The following is a 16,234-nucleotide window of genomic DNA, read 5'->3' on the forward strand; positions in this document are numbered from 1 at the left end:
GCGTTCGTGCCCAGGTCTGAACGTCACCGCCGCTGCAGCCTGCTGCTTGCGGCGCGGATCACCTTCCGGGGCGTTCACGCCCCTCCGCGATCCGCCCTAGCCTTCCAGCAGCCAGACCGAGAACAATCCCGCCGGATCGGTCCACATCGCCGCCTCGCGCCAGCCGCCGGCCTCCGCCAGGGTCCGCAACCGGTCGGGGCGGTACTTGTGGCTGCTCTCGGTGTGGATGGTCTCGCCGGCGGCGAAACGGATTGTTCGCCCGGCGAGCCGTACCGATTGTGGCCGCTGCGCCACCAGATGCATCTCCACCCGCTCCAGCCCGGCATTCCAGACGGCCTGATGGCGGAAGCCGTCGAGGTCGAAATCCGCCCCCGCCTCGCGGTTCAGCCGCCGCAGCAGATTGAGGTTGAAGGCGGCCGTGACCCCTGCGGCATCGTCATAGGCCGCCTCCAGCACCGCCGGATCCTTCACCAGATCGGCACCGAGCAGCAGCCGCGCCCCGGATTTCAGGCTCAACCGCGCCCGGCGCAGGAAGGCCACCGCCTCTTCCGGAGCGAAATTGCCAATGGTCGAGCCGGGAAAGAAGCCAAGGTGCGTGGTGCTGCCCTCGGCCCTGCCAGCAAGCGCGAAAGGCTGGGTGAAATCCGCCACCACCGGACGCACCGGCAGGCCGGGAAAGGCCTCGGCGACGCGGGAGGCCGCGGCTTCCAGCCATTCCGGCGCGATGTCCACCGGCAGGTAAGCCACCGGCGCCTGCAGCACCCGCAGCAGTTGCACCGCCTTCAACCCGTCGCCGGGGCCGAATTCCACCACGGCGGCGCCAGGGCCGATGGCCTCCGCGATCGCCGGGCCGGACTCCTCCAGGATCCGCATCTCGGTCCGGGTCGGATAGTACTCCGGCAGCCGGGTGATGGCTTCGAACAGCCGGGCACCCTCGGCATCATACAGCCATTTGCACGGCAGTGTCTTGCGCGGGGCGGAAAGGCCGGCCAGCGCGTCGGCGACCAGCGCCGCGCGCTGGGCGGCGGCGGCGTCACGGGCGAGCGCGCCGCTCACGCCGCATCCTCCGCCAGCCGCAATCCGGTGAATTGCCAACGCGACTCCGGCGGGAAGAAGTTGCGATAGGTGGCGCGGGAATGGCCGGGCGGCGTCGCCAGCGAGCCGCCGCGCAGCACCATCTGCTGCGCCATGAACTTGCCGTTGTACTCGCCGACCGCGCCTACCCAGGGGCGGAAGCCGGGATAGGGGCGGTAGGCGCTGCCGGTCCATTGCCAGGCGACGCCCTCGGCATCCCGCAACCTGGGCAGCGCCGCAGCCGCCTCCCATTCCGCCTCGGTCGGCAGCCGCTTGCCGGCCCAGCGGGCGAAGGCCTCGGCCTCGTACCAGGAGATGTGCCGCACCGGCGCGGCGGGGTCGAGCGGACGCAGCCCGCCCAGCCCGTACTGGAACCAGGCGCCGTCGCGGCGGTGCCAATGGAAGGGCGCCTCCCAGCCTCCGGCGGCGCGTGCGGCCCAGCCGGCGCTCATCCAGAGCAGGGCGTTGCGGTAGCCGCCATCGTCTATGAAGCCGAGCCATTCGGCATTGGTCACCAGCCGGTCGGCAATGCGGTAGGGCTGGAGGTATGTGCGGTGGCGCGGCTGCTCATTGTCGAAGGCGAAGCCGGCGGTGCCGGGGTTGCCGATTTCCGCCACCCCTTCCGGGCCGGCCAGGAATTGCGCCGGGCCCTCCGCCGCGGTGGGTTCCCGCCAGGCGGGGTCATAGGCCGGCAGCAGCGGATTCTGCGCCAGCGCGTGCAGGATATCGGTCAGCAGCAGCTCCTGGTGCTGCTCCTCATGCTGCAGGCCGAGTTCGACCAGCGCCGCCGCCTCACCCGGCGGCTCGCGCAGCAGCCCTTCCATGGTAGCGTCGACATGGGTGCGATAGGCGCTGACCTCGGCGGCCGAAGGCCGGGTCAGCATGCCGCGCCGCGGCCGGTCGTGCCTAGGTCCCCCGGCCTCGTAGTAGGAGTTGAAGAGGAAGGCGTAATCCTCGTTCAGCCGCCGGTAGCCAGGGCTGTGTGGCAGCAGCAGGAAGGTCTCGAAGAACCAGGTGGTATGCGCCCGGTGCCATTTCGCCGGGCTGGCGTCGGGCATGGACTGGATACACTGGTCCTCGGCGGAAAGCGGCGCGGCGAGCGCCTCGGTGCGGGCCCGCACCGAGGCATAGCGCGATGCCAGGGCCGCTGTGGGTCGGTGCCAGACGGCGGAGTCGATCGCATTCATGCTTCTGTTCGGTCCTCTCCCTCGTAGTCCGATCCCGCGAAGCGGCACCACGGCCGGCGGTGGATCGGCCTGTCCGATGCGTGTCGGACACCCAGTCGGCTCCGGCGCCCAGATCAACCCCCAGGGCAAAAGCCAGGCAGCGGCAGCGGTTCCACGTGCACCGGCAATGCTTCGCCCGGCTGGGCCGGAGCATTCCCCGACCCGACGGCAGGATCGGCTGCCCTGGGCCGTCTGTCGATGCCCGGCCGGGACCGGGCCCGGCCCGAGCCGTCGCGGGACGCTGCGACACCGGACGCGAACCGGCTGGCAAAGCCGTTGAATCAGAACAGTCGGATCAGGGGTGCCCCCATCGGCCCCGCCAATACATTGGCCCGCCACCCCCATGCCTGCGCCAACCGCAAATCCTGATGCGTGCACCCTGCCCTACCGAGCGGTAGCACAAGGCCCCACCCGGCCGGAACAAAAAAGCAACTTCATCTTGTTCAGGCGGTGCCTGCACGGATGATCTGGAATTTTGGCAGGATCACCGCGATTCTGGCGGTCCAAAGCCCGGCCTCGCCGAGGAGCTGCCGCGCCTCGCTGGCCGGCCTGCCATCCAGCACCAGCACCAGATCCGGGACTACCGCCGCCAGCGCCTCTGGTGGCACCACCGGCACCCGGCTGCCGGGCAGCACCATCCCATGCCAGGGTGGGTGTGCATCCACCGTGCCCGGCAGCAGACCTGGACCGATGCCGCACCCCGCCAGCAGCCGCGCCGCCGCCGCCGAGGCACCGAGCCCCAGCACCTGGCGGTCGTCGCGCCGGGCCGCCAGCAGCAGGTCGAACACCGCGGCGCGGGTCTCCAGCACCACCTCCGCCAGGCGCTGATAGGCCTCGCCGGACTCCAGCCCAGCCACTCTTTCGGCAGCACGTCGGGCGGCAACCTCGGAGCCGACCGGCTTGCCATGGTCCTCGGCATGGCAGACCAGCAGCCGCAGCAGCCCGGGTGGCCGCACCAACCCACACACCACCAGCCCGTGCTGACCCAGCAGCATTTCCGCCACGAGCAGGGAAGGCCAGGCGTTGCGGCCGGGGCAGAACAGGTCGAAGCGGTTGGCCTCAACCACGCGAAGCAGATCCGGCAGGTCGAAGACCGCGATGCCGCCCGGCGCGAGCAACTGGCGGATGCCCTCCAACAGATCCGGCAGCGCCGCGCTGCGCCCGATGGCATCCCCTGCCAGCAGCAGTCCCGGCGGTGCCGTCACCTCGCGCAGCCGCTGCGCCACGGCGGTGCCGGACCGGGCCAAACCCGGGGTGAAGCCGAAGCGCCGAAGCATGGGTAGCCAGCCGGCGCCACCATCGGCAAGCACCGTCACCGGCATGTCCGGCCGCAGCTGGAAGCGGGCGATCAGGGTGGTAACGCAGCGTTCGGTCGCCAGCCGCGGTTCAGCCGGCACCGTCACCCGATGCGCCGGCTGCAGCAGCCGGCAATCCGGACACAGCAGCAGTTCGAGTCCTACCGCCGCCACCGGCTCCGCCGCAGCCGTGGGCGATACCGGCGCCACAGTCACCGGCATCAGGCCCAGATCCACCAACCCGGCATGAATCAGGGCGCCACAAGCCCGGCAGGCGCGGATCGCCGCTCCCGGTCCGGCGCCTGGCCGCCATTTGCGCCAGCCAGCCGCGGCACCACGCGCCGGCCAAGGCCTGTCCGCCACCCGCCGATGCCCTCCGCCTGGGTCCCTGATGCAACGCCCGAGGGTGGCGGCTGTTGCATGCGCATGGCCGGGCATGCGCCTGCCGGCCACCGACGACCACGGTCAGCCCATGGCGCAGCATTCACTCCAAGCCCGGCGCAGCGCTGCCGCCAGCCCGCGGCCGAAGCGCGGCGCATCGACCAGCGGCGAGGCCGCGACCCGCGCCCGCAGCCCCGCCCGTACCGCCGCCAGCGCCGGCAGGTCGCGCGCCCGCGCCACCGCCTGGGCGACATACGCCTCTGGCGTCGTCGCGACCCAATCCGGAAGGCCGATGTTCGACAAGTGGCTGAGGGCATGGCGGCCGGCAAAGCTGTCACCGGCGAGGCTCACCACCGGCACCCCCATCCACAGTGCCTCGCAGACCGTCAGCCCGCCGGTGTAGGGGAAGGGGTCGAGGGCGATGTCGATGCCACCATAGGCGGCCAGCAGCGCCTGATGCGGCACCCCGCCGAGCAGCGTCACCCGCTCCGCCGGCAGCCCCGCCGTCGCCATCCGCGCCAGCAGCCCCTCCCGCGCCGAAGCCTCCGAGAGCACAGGGGTGCGGAGTTCCAGCGTGGCCTCGGGCAGCGCCGCCAGGATGCGGGCCCAGGCCGTCAGCACCGCCGGCGTCACCTTGGCCAGGTTGTTGAAGCAGCCGAAGCGCACCCCTTTGGCCGCGCCCTGGCCCGCCAGCGCCGGCAGCAGGGTGACCGGTGGCGCGTAGGCCGGCGGGGCGTAGCAGACATAGCCATCCGGCAGCCGCAGCAGCCGTTCGGAATAGAGATGCTCGAACCCCGCCGGTGTCTCCCAGCGATCGGTCAGCATCCAGTCCACACAGCCGAGGCCGGTGGTGGAGAATTGCGCGCCGACCCATTTGATCTGCACCGGCGCCGGGCGGTGCTGCAGCACGAAGAGCCGGCCGCTCTCGCCGTAGCCGCCGAGGTCGATCAGGATGTCGATCCGCTCGGCGGCGATCGCCGCCGCGATCTCGGCATCGCTGCGGTGCTGCATCTCATGCCAGCCGGCGCAGCAGGCGCGGAAGCGCGCCGCCAGCATGTCCTCGCGCGGCTTCAAGGCGAAGGCATGCAGCGAGAACTCCGCCGCCGGCAGCGCCTCCAGCCCCGCCACCGTCAGCCAGCCGACCGGGTGGCGGCCGAGTCCGCCAGAGAGCAACCCGACCCGCAGCCGACGCCCGGCCTCGCGCGGCCGGTGCACGGCGGGCGCGGCGGGGCCGAGCTTCGCCGCGATCGCCCGACCACAGTCGCGCAGTGCAAGCGCATGGCCCCGCTCCGGGTGGTAGGGCAGCACGGCGATGCGGTTGACCAGCGCCAGCACGCCGCCCGCGGGCACCGCGGCATCGGCCGACTCCAAGGCCTCCGCCTGCCGCCCGACCGCGTTCAGCGCCAGGGCGCGGTTCATCATCAGGGTCGGCTGTGGGCCGAATTCCACCATCGCCTGGTCCAGCACCTCCAGCATTGCGGCGCTGCGGCCATTGCGCCACAGCATGGTCGCCAGCCGGTTGCGCAGGTCGAGGTCGGTCGGGCGGGCGGTGATGGCGGCGCGCAGCAGCGGCTCCGCCTCCGCCCGTCGTCCGGCCTCGTCCAGCGCCAAGCCAAGCAGGGCGAGGACTTCCGGTTGCTCCGGCGCAAGCAGCGCCGCCGCCTGCCATTCGGCGAGCGCTGCGGCCGGCTGGCCGGCGGCGGCGTGCAGCCGGGCCGCGGCCAGGGCCCAGCCCGCGGCGAAGGGATCCTCCGCCGCCCGCGCCGCCACCACCGCCAGGGCGGCGGTGGGGTCGAGCCTTGCCAGCAGCGCCTCGGCATAGAGCTTCGCCGCGGCAGGATGCGCCGGGCGCTGCGCCAGCACCGCGGCGGCGCCGGCGGCGGCGGCCTCGGCCTCGCCGCGCAGCAGGGCAAGCCGGGCGGCGGCGAGTTCGAGTTCCGGCTCTTCCGGGTCAGCGGCGCGGGCGCGGGCGACCAGATCGGCGGCTTGCGCCAGGTGGCCGGCGGCTTCCGCCAGCGCGGCGAGTGCCGCGAGGGCGGTGACATGGTGCGGGGCACGGTCCAGCGCGGCAAGGAACAGCGCCTCCGCCCTGCCCGCCTCGCCGCGCACCCCCGCGATGGTGCCGAGGCGGAAGTACGGCTCCGGGTGGTCGGGCAGCGCCGCGGCGGCACGGGTGAGCGCCGCCTCGGCCTGGCTCAGCCGGCCGAGTTGCATCAGCGCCAGGCCGAGGTTCAGCGCGGCAAAGCCGCCGCCCTCCCCGGCCCGCTCGGCGGCCTGCAGCAGCGGCAGGGCGGCATCCGGGGTGCCCTGCGCCAGGGCCGCGATCCCCGCGCGGTAGCCGGCATCGGCCTCAGTGACCGGTGGCACGGGCGACCACCAGCAAACCATCGACCACGCCATTGGCCTCCTGCCGCAGCACCTCCTCCCGGCATTCGAGGCTTTGCAGCCCGGCCGCCGCCAGGCAGCCCGCGACGTAATCGGCGGCATGGCGGAAGCGCCCGCGCGGGCCGAGTTGCCAGCCCTCCCCCGGCGCCGCGCGCTCCAGGCTGAACAGCAGCAGCCCGCCCTGCCTGAGCCGGGAACGGCAGCGCTCCAGCAGAAGCTCCAGCCGGCCGAAGTAGCAGAACACGTCGGCGGCGGTGATCAGCGCCTGCGGCGGCATCGGCCCAAGCAATGCGGCTGAGGCCTCGGCCTGGTGCAGGGTGGTGTAGATGCCCTTGGCGGCGGCCTGCTCCAGCATCGGCCGCGACAGATCGACCCCGACCAGCGGCCCGCCGATCAAGTCGGAGAGGGCGGCGCCGACCAGGCCGGTGCCGCAGCCGAGGTCGAGCACCGGGCCGAGCTTGGCGGCGCCCCCGGCCACCTCCGGCAACAGCCGTTCCACGGCCTGGCGCATCAGCCCCGGCACCCGGTAGCCCAGGCTGATGAGCGAGGCCTCGAAGCGCGGCGCATAGCCGTCGAAGACGGTGCGCACATAGGCATCGGCGGCGCGGTCCGGCATGTCAGCCGGGCTGCCGGCCAGGGCGGCGGCGAGATGGCCGAGATAGGCGTTGCGCGGCGCCAGCCGGGCGGCGGCGGTGAAATGCTGCGCCGCCCCCTCGGTATCGGCCTCGCCGATCAGCACATGGGCCAGCACGCTGTGCAGCCCGGCCTCCACCACGCCGCGGCCGAGAGCGGCGCGGACCAACGCCGCCGCGCCGGCCGGATCACCTGCCAGCAGCCGGTTCTGCGCCTGCAGCGCCACCACCCCCGGCAGGTCCGGGTGGCCGGCGGCGCAATGCGCCAGCAACTCCGCCGCCGCTTCATGCCGCTGCGCCAGCATGAAGGCCTGGCCGAGCCGCAGTTGGCGCTGCGGGTCCTCGGGCGCGGCACGGAAGGCCTCGCCAAGGAACCAGATCGCCTCGTCGAAGCGCTGCTGCTCAAGCAGCGCGGCGCCGAGCACCTGCTTGGCGCCGGCGTCGCCCGGCACCGCCATCACCGCCGCGGCGGCGTCATCGATCGCCGGGTCGAGGCTGCCGGCAGCCTGCCGTGCCCGGGCGCGCAGCAGCAGCGCGACGGCCGCTGCCGGCGGGACCACCACGGCGGGCGCCGGCCCGGCGAGCCGCTCTAGCGCCGCCGTCGCCGCTGCCTCCGCGGCATCGGGCCTGCCGAGGCCGAGCAGCGCCTCGGCCCGCAGCAGCAGCGCCGCCGTATCGCCGCCAGGCAGACGGACCAATCGGTCGAGGATCGGCAAGGCTTCCCCTGGCCTGCCCTGGCGCAGCAGCAGCCGGGCGCGGTCGAGCAGGCGGGTGGCCAGCGCCGGGGCCGCGGCGGGAACAGCGCGGGAAGCGGCGGGCATGGCAGCCGGGCGGTCGGACATCGCGGCGGGGTTCCCGGTCAGCGCCAGAGGGCGGTGGCGAAATGCTCGTTCATGTCCTGGACGAAGCCGAAATCCGGCTCCGGCTGCTCACATTCGCGGATCACCGCGAGGGCCACGCCGGCGATCTGCGCCCGCAGCGCAACCGGCAAGCCATTGGCCGGGTCGAGCACCGCGCCATGCACGGCGCTCCAAAGCCGGCGGTTGTCCACCGCGGCACGGGCGCGGGCGAGCGGGCTGCCGCTCTCAAGCTCGCGGATGCTGCGGTTGGCACGGGCGAAGACCTCGGCCTCCATCTGCTTCGACGACAGGCGGCGGCGATAGGCCGCAGCACCTGCGGAGGCGGGCTGGGAGGGGGCGACGGCGCGGTCGGGAAAAGGGGTCTCGGTGGTCATGCGCATCGGTCCTTCCTGGAGGGGACTTCAGCCGGGCGGTCGGACCGCAATGCCGGGTGAAGGCACCGGCCGGCATCCTGCCGACCTCGCCTGACGCCGCTGCCGGGCCATTGGGCCACCCCATGGGGCGACCGGCGCGCAGCCATGGGCCTAGCGGAACAGGCTGAGCAGGGTCTGCGGCGCCTGGTTGGCGATGCCGAGTGCCTGGGTGCCAAGCTGCTGGCGGATCTGCAGCGACTGCAGCCGGGCCGATTCCTTCGCCAGATCGGCATCGACGAGGGCGCCGAGACCGCCTTCCTGGGCATCGATCTTCGCCTTGTTGTAGTTGATCTGGCTGTCGATGTAGTTCGAGTAGCTGCCGAAGCTGTTGAGCTGCGTCAGCGTGGTGGCGATGGCGGTGTTCAGCGCGCCGGTCGCCGTCAGCGCCGCCGCGGCGCTGCCCGCGGTGTAGCTGTTGAAGCCGGAGACCGCGTCGAACACGCTGGTCAGCCCGTTGAAGCCGGTGATGGTGTAGCGATCGCCATCGGCGTTGGTGACGATATCGACCGAGGTGCTGGTGCCGTCGGTGATGTTCTTGCCGTTGTAGCTGGCGTCGTTGATGAACGCCTTGATGTTGTTGGTGATCTCCTTGACGGCGGTCTGGTACTGGGTGCGCTGGTCGTCGGTCAGTGTGCCATCCGCCAGCTTCACCGTCAGGGTCTTCAGCTTGGACAGCGCGTTGGAGACATTCTCGAGGCTGGCGTTGGCGACGTCGAGCAGTCCTTTCGCGCCGCCCAGTTGCTCATTCGCCGATGTCGTTGCTGCGATGTCGCCGCGGACGCGCTCGGCGACGGCGAAGGCGGCGCCGTCATCCTTCGCATCCGCCACGCGATAACCGGTGGAGATGCGTTTCTGGGTGGCTTCCAGTTCCGTGGTGGTGCGGTTCAGCGATTGCAGCGCCACCCGGGCGCCGATGTTGGTGTTCACCGAGTTCAAAGGCATTCGGGTTTTCCTCCGATCCCCGGTCCCGGATCGTCCGGGACCCCGGCCAGTTTGGCCGGTCGGGATGAAGGTCGGGTTAATCCGGAATCCCGCTTACCTGCCGCTCAGAAGAAGACCATGTCGCTGCCGTTGAGGCCGCCCACCCCGGCCAGGAACACGCTGTGGCCGGCAGCATCGAAGGTGACGAGGGTGCCGGCCACGCCGTCCTGGGTCGCCGCGGTGATCGCCAGCGCGCCGGCGGGGATACCGGCGAAGGTCAGCCAATCCTCGCCCCGGGTGAAATCGGCGATCGTGCTGTTGCCGGAGCCGGGCACGAAGACGTAGCTGTCGCCGCCGTCGCCGCCGGAGAAGCTGCCGCCGCCGCTGCCGATGAGGAAGGCGTCGCCGCCGCCGCCGCCATTCGCCGTCGCCAGCGCATCTCCGGTGAAGGCAACGAGCTTCGCCAGTCCGGTGACGTTGACCAGATCCCGGCCACCGCCGAGATGCACCTCGGCGACGGAATAGCGGCCATCGTAATCCGGATCATAGAGCCCGCCATTGTCGAAGCGGTTGCCGTCGGCGAGTTGGCTCAATCCCACCGCCGTCACCTCCACCCGGTCGTTGCCGGCGCCGGTGTTGACCACCAGCGTGGCGCCATGGCCGGGGGCGTTGCTGTGGGCCACCCAGACCAGCCCGTCATTGCCATTGCCGAGGGTCACCGTGCCGCCGCGGGCGCCGACCAGCAGCAGGTCCAGCGGATTGCCGCCGGCGGCGCTGAGGTCGAGGTTGGCGTTGGGGATGTTATCGACCGCCAGGATGCCCGACCAGTTGGCGTTCCAGGCGGCGGGCGCCAGCGCCATGGTGTCGACGCCGGCCCAGACGGTCTTGGCGCCATAGGTCTGGTAGGTGGTACCTGCGTAGTCATGGCTGCCGGTCCAGACCAGCCCGGCTTGGTCCCAGGCCGCGCCGGGCATGCCGAAGATCGCCGCCGGCATGGCGCCGCCGCCGGCGGTCGGCAGCGCCGGGGCCGCCGCAGCGCCGAGGCCGCCGACCGCCAGCCCGTGCGCAGCCACCCAGATCGGCATCCCGTGTTCGTCGTAGACCGCATTGCCGCGGCCGCTGTCGTCCGCCCCGGCCAGCCTTCCGTTGCCCCAGCCGTAGTACAGCCGGCCGCCCGCCGGCAGCGCTTCGGCGAAATCGAGCACCAGCGTATTCGCCCCGGTCAGGGTCGCCCTGGTGGCATCCACCGCGGTGGACGGGCCGCCGGCACCGATGACGGTCCAGCCGACACCGCGTGCCGCATCGGGATCCAGCGCCTGCAGCGCGCTGGCGGCATCGAAGGCGACGGTCAGCGCCAGCTGGTTCGTCCCGACCGCATTGGCCTGTATCACCTGCGGTCCGATGTCGTCCACCTGACCACCGGCCTGCGCCACCGGCGACCCTGGCTTGGCGTATTGCGCCCATTGTTGGGCCAGCGCGAGCGCCAGCCGCTCCCCGGTCTGCAGGCCATCGGCGTTCGACATGTGGGAGCCGCCGTATTCCTGGGTGGCGGCGTTTCCGTCCCAGTTATCGAAGCTCATGTCGGTATCGAGGGCGCGGGCGGCGATATGGGCGTTGAAGCCGGGGTCGGCCGCCAGTTCCTCCATGCCGATGCGGATCGCCTGGTGGCCGGTGCCGGTGCCTTGGTCGTAAGGGATGGCGCTGACGAAGAGGTAGGGCAGCGCGGCCGCCGACTGGCCGAAGGCGGCGCGGACCAGCGCCGCATCGTAGCGCACCGCGCTCTCCCATTCGGCAGGGGTCAGGTCGCCGAAGCCGCTGTCGTATTCGCTGTGCAGCCAGACCACCGCGGTCGGCTCGGCCTTCTGCGCCGCCGGCAGGGTGTTGATGTAGTCGAGCAGGCTTTGCTCCAGTTCCGCCACCGTCCAGCCATTGCCCTGCGTCCCGATCCAATCGGTGAGGAAGGAGGTGCCGCTGAAGACGGTGTTGCCCCCGGAGGAGTCGCTGGCGAATTCCAGCCGCACCGTATCATTGACGCCGTCGAAGCCGAGCAGTTGTTCAACTCGGTTGATCATTGCATCGGCACCACCGTTGATCGCGCCGAGCAGGAAGGCGTTGGACTGGCCACGTAGCAGGACATTCAGATTCATCAATTCAGCCTCGCGCAAGGGACGCGATGCTCCGCGACGGTTCGCCGCGCGAAACCCGCACCCGCATGGTGTTCAGATGAGCGCTGCCGCAAGGCTGACCGTGCCGGTGGGCGGCGAGCGTTTGTAGCCTCACGGGATTCCCCGCGCGACGCGGGCAAAATGATGCGCAGCCGCCGGATATGGCCACACGATTTTACGTGAGCGATCCAAGGTAGAACGGCAGCGGCAAGCTATCGCTTTCGGAGAATACACAACCGCAACGGCAACCAGCCCGCAACCAGGACGGTGCCTTCGGCACCGCCTCGGCCGGACCCGCTTGTACGGGTGGCGCGCGCATGAGCCGGTGGGTCGCGCCGCCGCTACGGCCGTGCCGCAGTTCGCCCTAGCCGAAGATCAGGAAGGCCAGCTCCGCCAGTCCCCAGAAGCCGGACAGCGAGATAATTCCGGCCAGCGAGGCTTCCTGCACTGGTCCGAGGCCGTGGCTGGTACCGGTGCCGGCGCTGATCGCGCGCCGTCGCTGCACTCGCAGCGGCGGCATCGGGATGACGAGCTGGGCATGCGCCGAGAGGGTGCGGTTCGACATGCGTCGATAAGAACAAACACAGAACTCAGATGCAAGAGTTAATGTTCAGTTTCTGTTCACACATCCTCGGCCGCTGCCACATGGCCGTCAAGCATCCTTCGGCAGCCTGATCCCGGTAAGCGCCTGATAGGCGCGGATGACGAAGCCATCATCCTTGCCGCCATGCCCCAGCGCCCGGGCAGCGACGAAGAGCTGGTGTGCCTGCGCCGCCAGCGGCGCCGGAAAGCCCTCCGCCCGCGCCAGATCGCCGACCAGCCCAAGATCCTTGACAAAGATGTCGACCGCCGAGCGTGGCGTCTCGTCGCCATCGATCACGTGCCGCATGCGGTTCTCGAACATCCAGGAGTTGCCGGCGGCGCCGGTGACCACGCCATAGAGGGTCTCCGGGTCGATGCCGGCCTTGATGCCGAGTGCCATCGCCTCCGCCGCCACCGCGATATGCACCCCGGCCAACAGCTGGTGCACCACCTTCATCGTGCTGCCGAGGCCGGGCTCGGCGCCGAGGTCCCAGACCTTCTGCGCCGTCGCGGCGAAGACCGGCCCGGCCTTGGCCACCGCCTCCGGCGTGCCGGAAGCCATGACGGTGAGCTTGCCTGCCCTCGCCCCGGCGGCGCCGCCCGAGACCGGCGCATCGAGGTAGAGAAATCCGCGCGCCGCCGCCTCCGTCGCCAGCGCCCTTGCATCCGCCGGCGCCATGGTGGAGCTGACGATCAGCACCGCGCCGGGGGCAAGCCGCGGCGCGGCGCCGGCCGGGCCGAACAATGCCTCCCGCGCCTGGGCGGCGTTGACCACCAGCACCAGCACCGCTTCGGTGCCCTGCGGCAGCTCGGCGGCACTGGCAACGGCGGTGCCGCCGGCGGCGGTGAATTCGGCCCGCGCCGCCTCCCGCGGGTCGACGCCGGCGACGTCGGGGCCAGCGGATTTCAGCAGGTTCAGCGCGGCGCCCATGCCCATGCTGCCCAGGCCGATGACGGCGATCCGCATGCGATCTCTCCCCATGTAACGGCGCCAGCGTCCGGGTGGCGGGTCGATGCGTCAAGCATGGGTGTCGTGTGGCCGGACAGCGCCACTTACGAAGTAGAATCAAGGCGGAATTGCCGGGAGCCGGGCCCCCAGGCCCCCGCTGGGGAACGAGCGCTCCCCGGCCCCGGCCTGGGCTTGGGTGTGCCGGTTCGGACAGCGGCCTCATGCGAAAGACCCGGGGGAGACGCTTGTCTCCACGGGTGGGGTTGGACGTATGCGCAGCGGGCAATGCCCTGATCCTTGCCTGGCATCGTCCCGAAGTCGCCGCACCGGGCCGCATCGGCTAAACCGGGAGCCAGGGAGAACGTCTATGAACCTGCACCGGATGCTCGCCGCCCGCGCCGCGGCGGGGCGGCCCATCACCGTCGGCGTCATCGGCGCCGGGAAATTCGGTTCCATGTTCCTCGCCATGGCGGCGCGCAGCCCGGGGCTGCACGTCGCCGGCATCGCCGACCTCGCCATCCCCCGCGCGCGGGCGGCGCTGGCCCGGGTCGGCTGGCCGGCGGAACGGCATGGCGCCGCCAGCCTCGACGCTGCGCTGGCTACCCGCACCACCTGGCTGACCGAGGATGCCGCGGCGCTGCTGGCCGACCCGCGGATCGAGGTCATGGTCGAATGCACCGGCCACCCCGCCGCCGGTATCCGCCATGCGCTGGCAGCGATCGAGCATGGCAAGCACATGGTCATGGTGAACGTCGAGGCGGATGTCCTCGCCGGCCCGCTGCTGGCTGAGCGGGCGCGAGCCGCCGGCGTGGTCTATTCCATGGCCTATGGCGACCAGCCGGCGCTGGTCTGCGAGCTGGTGGACACCATCCGCGCCATGGGCCTGCCGGTGACCGCCGCCGGCAAGGGCACCAAATACCTGCCGGCCTACCACGCCAGCACCCCCGCCACCGTCTGGGGCCATTACGGGCTGGCCGAGGAGCAGGCACGGCTCGGCGGCATGAACCCGCAGATGTTCAACAGCTTCCTCGACGGCACGAAGTCGGGGATCGAGATGGCTGCCATCGCCAACGCCACCGGCCTCGCCCCGCCGGAGGACGGCCTCGCCTTCCCGCCCTGCGGCACGCATGACCTGCCGCAGCTCTTCGCCGGGGCCGGCGGGGTGGTGGAGGTGGTCTCCTCGCTGGAACGGGACGGGCGGCAGGTGGTGGGCGACCTGCGCTGGGGCGTCTATGCGGTGTTCGAGGGCGAGACCGACTACATTCGCCGCTGCTTCTCGGAGTACGGCGTCCACACCGATCCTTCCGGCCGCTTCGCCGCGCTGTGGCGGCCCTACCATCTGATCGGGCTCGAACTCGGCGTCTCGGTTGCCAGCGCCGCGCTGCGGCGCGAGCCGACCGGAGCGGCGGTGGCCTGGCGCGGCGATGTGGCGGCGACGGCGAAGCGCGACCTCAAGGCCGGCGAGGTGCTGGATGGCGAGGGCGGCGCCATGGTCTGGGGCAAGTGCATCCCGGCCACGCGGTCACGGGCGATCGGCGCCCTGCCGATCGGCCTCGCGCATGGCGTGCGGCTGACCCGGACGGTGCCGGCGGGGACGATCCTCGGCTATGCCGATGTGGCGCTGGACGAGGCGGCGGAGGCGGTACGCATCCGCCGGGCGATGGAGGCCGGGCGCCACGACGGCTGACCCGGCCCGTAGCCGCTACAGCTCCAGGAAACTGGTGAAGCCGCCGAAGATCATGCGCTTGCCGTCGAAGGGCATGGCCTCCATTTCCGGCTTCAACCGGGGGTCCGCCATGACCTTGGCCATCACCGCGTCGCGCCGTTCCCGATCCTCGTAGGTGATCCAGGAGAAGACGACGATCTCATCCTCCTTCGCCTGCACCGCGCGGGGAAAGGAGGTCAGCTCGCCATAAGGCACGTCATCGGCGATGCACTCCACATAGGAGAGCGCGCCATGTTCTTTCCACACCGCGCCCGCGGTGCGGGCGAGCGCCTTGTACGCATCGAGCTTCGCCTTCGGTACCGCCAGCACGAAGCCATCGACATAGGGCATCATCGTCTCCTCAGGTTCCAACTATCGGGACGACGAACGGGCGCCGCGCATTCCGACAGGCCGAGGAAAAGTTTTGCCGGCGGCCGCCTAAGCCGCCTGCTCCAGGCTCGGCGCCACATCGGCGACCGTGGTCCGGTGCAGGTCCCGCACCTTGTCCGCCGGGTAGCGCCGGGCGCGGTGCATGGTGACGCGGTTGTCCCACATCACCAGATCGCCTTCGCGCCAGACATGGGCGTGGACGAATTCGCGCTGGGTCGCATGCTCGGTCAGGTCGCGCAGCAGGGCGCGCGCCTCCGGCACCGGCCAGCCATGGATGGCGCCGGCATGGGCCGAGAGGAACAGCGAGAGCCGGCCGGTACGGGGATGGCGGCGCACCAGCCGCTGCGGCACCGGGGCCCATTTCTCCAGCTCCTCCGGCGTGAAATCGGTGAAGCCCAGCACCCCGCGGGAGAAGATCTGGCTGTGGTCGCAGACCAGGTCGCGGACCAGCGCCTGAGTCTCCGCATCCAGCGCGTCCCAGGCGGCACGCATGTCAGCGAATTCGGTGTTGCCGCCCTGCCCCGGGATCACCCGGGCCGAGAGCAGCGAGTATTTGGCGGGCGTAGGCTTGAAGCTGCTGTCCGAGTGCCAGAGCATGTTGCCGAGGCTGAACAGCCGCTTGCGATCGTCCCGCGCCAGCGGCTTCAGCTCGCGGTCGAGGTTGGAGATGTCGTTCACTTCCATCGCCAGCCGCCGCGCCGCGCCCTGGATGATGTCGCCGGTGGCCAATTCCAGATCGCCGAAGTGGCGGCTGAAGGCGATCTGCTGGGTGTCGTCGATCATCTGGTCGTGGAAGACCAGCACGCCGTAGCGGTCCATGCCGGCCTCGATGGCAGCGGCCTCGGCGGCGCCGACCGGCCGGCGCAGGTCTATCCCCGAAACTTCGCCGACGAATTCCGGCCGGGCGGGGTTGGCGGGACGGATAATCAGGGTCACGGCAGATTTCTCCCTTGCCCGGGGCTTTCGCCCGGTTCGCTGGCAGCAGCTTAGCAGGGAAATGCGGAGTTGCGGACCGCCAGCCTTCCGCCATGCACGGGCCTGGCTCGTGCTTCCGCTGCCTCGATGAAAACAATGGGTTGGATGGCCGGGCTGCTCTGTTGAAACCCTGGCTTGGCTGGGTACTTTGGGCGGCTATCTTGGGATGAGCGGTCCGGAGGTGGTCGATGCGGACGCTTTCGAAGTCGGCGCTGCGGGTGGCCGGTGAGGCGCTTGCGGTGGGGCGGACGGCACTGCCTGCCTATGGCAGCCACTACTCG

13 protein-coding genes are annotated in these 16,234 nt (G+C 71.2%); 1 reads left to right on the forward strand and 12 read right to left on the reverse strand.

Annotated features, from left to right (window positions below; all coding sequences use genetic code 11):
- Window positions 1-96 precede the first annotated feature (96 nt).
- The 10 genes from egtD to ltnD form a co-directional block, all read right to left on the reverse strand.
- The gene (egtD, locus tag H7965_RS13690) at window positions 97-1,056 is read right to left on the reverse strand and encodes an L-histidine N(alpha)-methyltransferase (protein ID WP_186771142.1); all 960 of its coding nucleotides are present in this window, start codon (window positions 1,054-1,056) and stop codon (window positions 97-99) included.
- Window positions 1,053-2,261, reverse strand: a complete 1,209-nt coding sequence (egtB, locus tag H7965_RS13695; protein ID WP_186771143.1) for an ergothioneine biosynthesis protein EgtB — start codon at window positions 2,259-2,261, stop codon at window positions 1,053-1,055. Before egtB ends, egtD begins: the two co-directional genes overlap by 4 nt.
- A 482-nt stretch (window positions 2,262-2,743) precedes the next feature.
- On the reverse strand, window positions 2,744-4,033 hold the full coding sequence (locus H7965_RS13700) for a methyltransferase C-terminal domain-containing protein (RefSeq protein ID WP_261394187.1): 1,290 nt from the start codon (window positions 4,031-4,033) through the stop codon (window positions 2,744-2,746).
- A 27-nt stretch (window positions 4,034-4,060) separates the two neighbouring features.
- Window positions 4,061-6,343, reverse strand: coding sequence for a tetratricopeptide repeat protein (locus tag H7965_RS13705; protein ID WP_186771145.1), 2,283 nt, complete (start codon window positions 6,341-6,343; stop codon window positions 4,061-4,063).
- Window positions 6,327-7,835, reverse strand: coding sequence for a methyltransferase domain-containing protein (locus tag H7965_RS13710; RefSeq protein ID WP_186771146.1), 1,509 nt, complete (start codon window positions 7,833-7,835; stop codon window positions 6,327-6,329). The genes H7965_RS13705 and H7965_RS13710 overlap by 17 nt, the downstream gene beginning before the upstream one ends.
- A gap of 17 nt (window positions 7,836-7,852) precedes the next feature.
- Window positions 7,853-8,233: a flagellar biosynthesis regulator FlaF gene (locus tag H7965_RS13715; RefSeq protein WP_186771147.1), complete on the reverse strand. Its 381-nt coding sequence runs from the start codon at window positions 8,231-8,233 to the stop codon at window positions 7,853-7,855.
- Between the two features lie 144 nt (window positions 8,234-8,377).
- A complete protein-coding gene (locus tag H7965_RS13720) occupies window positions 8,378-9,208 on the reverse strand; it encodes a flagellin (protein WP_186771148.1) in 831 nt (276 codons plus the stop codon).
- Between the two features lie 104 nt (window positions 9,209-9,312).
- A complete protein-coding gene (locus tag H7965_RS13725; RefSeq protein ID WP_186771149.1) occupies window positions 9,313-11,334 on the reverse strand; it encodes a hypothetical protein in 2,022 nt (673 codons plus the stop codon).
- 382 nt (window positions 11,335-11,716) lie between these two features.
- Complete coding sequence (locus tag H7965_RS13730; RefSeq protein WP_186771150.1) at window positions 11,717-11,917, reverse strand: hypothetical protein; 201 nt, start codon at window positions 11,915-11,917, stop codon at window positions 11,717-11,719.
- Between the two features lie 87 nt (window positions 11,918-12,004).
- Window positions 12,005-12,901, reverse strand: a complete 897-nt coding sequence (ltnD, locus tag H7965_RS13735; protein WP_186771151.1) for an L-threonate dehydrogenase — start codon at window positions 12,899-12,901, stop codon at window positions 12,005-12,007.
- Window positions 12,902-13,250: 349 nt separating this feature from the next.
- On the opposite strand from ltnD, the gene H7965_RS13740 reads away from it, so the two are divergent.
- Window positions 13,251-14,570: an NAD(P)H-dependent oxidoreductase gene (locus tag H7965_RS13740; RefSeq protein WP_186771152.1), complete on the forward strand. Its 1,320-nt coding sequence runs from the start codon at window positions 13,251-13,253 to the stop codon at window positions 14,568-14,570.
- A gap of 15 nt (window positions 14,571-14,585) precedes the next feature.
- On the opposite strand, the gene H7965_RS13745 is transcribed toward H7965_RS13740, so the two are convergent.
- Window positions 14,586-14,939: a DUF1428 domain-containing protein gene (locus H7965_RS13745; RefSeq protein WP_186771153.1), complete on the reverse strand. Its 354-nt coding sequence runs from the start codon at window positions 14,937-14,939 to the stop codon at window positions 14,586-14,588.
- An 87-nt stretch (window positions 14,940-15,026) separates the two neighbouring features.
- The gene (locus H7965_RS13750; protein WP_186771154.1) at window positions 15,027-15,914 is read right to left on the reverse strand and encodes a TauD/TfdA dioxygenase family protein; all 888 of its coding nucleotides are present in this window, start codon (window positions 15,912-15,914) and stop codon (window positions 15,027-15,029) included.
- Window positions 15,915-16,234 lie beyond the last annotated feature (320 nt).

It is taken from the genome of Siccirubricoccus deserti (assembly GCF_014283215.1).
Lineage (GTDB): Bacteria > Pseudomonadota > Alphaproteobacteria > Acetobacterales > Acetobacteraceae > Siccirubricoccus > Siccirubricoccus deserti.

Coding starts and splice junctions, on each gene's coding strand:
- egtB (WP_186771143.1), bottom strand. CDS start 2,261: ATGAATGCGATCGACTCCGCCGTCTGGCACCGACCCACAGCGGCCCTG.
- H7965_RS13700 (WP_261394187.1), bottom strand. CDS start 4,033: ATGCCCGGCCATGCGCATGCAACAGCCGCCACCCTCGGGCGTTGCATC.
- H7965_RS13710 (WP_186771146.1), bottom strand. CDS start 7,835: ATGTCCGACCGCCCGGCTGCCATGCCCGCCGCTTCCCGCGCTGTTCCC.
- H7965_RS13715 (WP_186771147.1), bottom strand. CDS start 8,233: ATGCGCATGACCACCGAGACCCCTTTTCCCGACCGCGCCGTCGCCCCC.
- H7965_RS13720 (WP_186771148.1), bottom strand. CDS start 9,208: ATGCCTTTGAACTCGGTGAACACCAACATCGGCGCCCGGGTGGCGCTG.
- H7965_RS13725 (WP_186771149.1), bottom strand. CDS start 11,334: ATGAATCTGAATGTCCTGCTACGTGGCCAGTCCAACGCCTTCCTGCTC.
- H7965_RS13730 (WP_186771150.1), bottom strand. CDS start 11,917: ATGTCGAACCGCACCCTCTCGGCGCATGCCCAGCTCGTCATCCCGATG.
- ltnD (WP_186771151.1), bottom strand. CDS start 12,901: ATGCGGATCGCCGTCATCGGCCTGGGCAGCATGGGCATGGGCGCCGCG.
- H7965_RS13740 (WP_186771152.1), top strand. CDS start 13,251: ATGAACCTGCACCGGATGCTCGCCGCCCGCGCCGCGGCGGGGCGGCCC.
- H7965_RS13745 (WP_186771153.1), bottom strand. CDS start 14,939: ATGCCCTATGTCGATGGCTTCGTGCTGGCGGTACCGAAGGCGAAGCTC.